This window comes from Paraburkholderia sp. GAS448 (assembly GCF_050435685.1).
Classification (GTDB): Bacteria; Pseudomonadota; Gammaproteobacteria; order Burkholderiales; family Burkholderiaceae; genus Paraburkholderia.
In genome coordinates this window covers 1-1,232 of the sequence record NZ_JBNDKT010000157.1, presented here as the reverse complement: position 1 = coordinate 1,232, position 1,232 = coordinate 1, and the positions used below count along the sequence as shown (strand labels likewise).

Annotated in this window: 2 protein-coding genes; both read right to left on the bottom strand. The window is 58.9% G+C overall.

Annotation, left to right across the window (positions count from 1 at the left end):
* Window positions 1-348: 348 nt before the first annotated feature.
* Window positions 349-549 (bottom strand): hypothetical protein, encoded by a 201-nt coding sequence (locus tag P3T23_RS47770; protein ID WP_429322967.1) that lies wholly within the window; start codon window positions 547-549, stop codon window positions 349-351.
* 60 nt (window positions 550-609) lie between these two features.
* Window positions 610-930 (bottom strand): hypothetical protein, encoded by a 321-nt coding sequence (locus P3T23_RS47765; protein ID WP_429322966.1) that lies wholly within the window; start codon window positions 928-930, stop codon window positions 610-612.
* Window positions 931-1,232 lie beyond the last annotated feature (302 nt).

Sequence of the window (1,232 nt, the reverse complement as noted above, 5' to 3'; positions counted from 1 at the left end):
ACGGTCGCTGTAAGACGCTTTCCAAGTCTTATGTAGAGCTTGACCGCTCGGATGCGGTCTTCGTACGAGTACATGGACTACCTCCAGGTAGTCCAGGATTTCTGCCGCACCCCCCACCACGACATCTTGAAATGGCTATGACACGCGCAGTGGACAACTTTATTTTCATCCCTCGCACTGCCACAACTGGCGCGGCTCACGGCCGGATCGCAGGCATGCCTAACCTTCACGCTCCACAATGACGCAGCAACCTTACGGCGATATCCACTGGCTTATCCACTGTCGGAACCACGCGACAGGACTTGCGCTGGGCCGTTTTTTTCTGGCGGTCCCGCGAGCGGCGCATAGTCAGTGCCGGGCGCAGAACATCATCTGGGCGGCCTCTCCCGGCGCGAGTCCGGCCTCGAAGCATTTCACAAGCCGCTTCAAGGTCGCTTCGTCGGGGTTGTACGGCCGGCTGATGAAACCATTCGCGACCGATTCCCTGTGCCAGGCACACATCCAGCGGTCCATCCCGTCTACAGGTATCAAGGCATTTTCAGTCGGCATCACGTTTTCCTTCATGCGGCGCTGGTGGGAGCAGCCTTTCCGCTGCCAGCGGTTTGATGGTCAGGTCGCGGCGAAGCGCGTGTCCACGAGCTTCTCGTTCTGGAACACAAACGTCACCTGATCCTGGCCGGAGCCACCCTGATATACCCACCGTGTCACGCCGTCCGTCGAGCTTTCACTGATCGGATTGCCCATCCTCGCGAAGACCTGCTTCTTGCTCGTTCCTGCCGGAAACTGCTGTTCGATGCTCTCGCGGGTCCAGTTCCGCACATGCACCTCGTCATAGGTCTGCGTCACGCAGCCACCCAGTCCCAGCAGACTCGCAGCAACCAATACGTTTAGCGCCATCGCCGCTTTCATCTCCATCCCTGAGCGAATCACGAAGACCTCATGATCGCAATTGCACGATGCGACGACGATCGGACGCGTCTTAAAATTTCTCTGCTGCGACCGAATGACCCAGGGTCTCCGCGCTCATCGGGCTCTCAGGCCTGGCGCGAATTAATTTTCGTGCGAAACGCAAAATCAGACCCGTCCGCTTTCCGTGGTCACTACCCGCGCGTACTCTAACGTTCGGGCTGGTCTGTTCCCCGATGGACTGGCCCGCGGTTCGCGCGACACTCCGCGGGAACCATGATCCCGCCTGACCAAGGTGGGATCACCCTTGATCGTATGGACTTCAG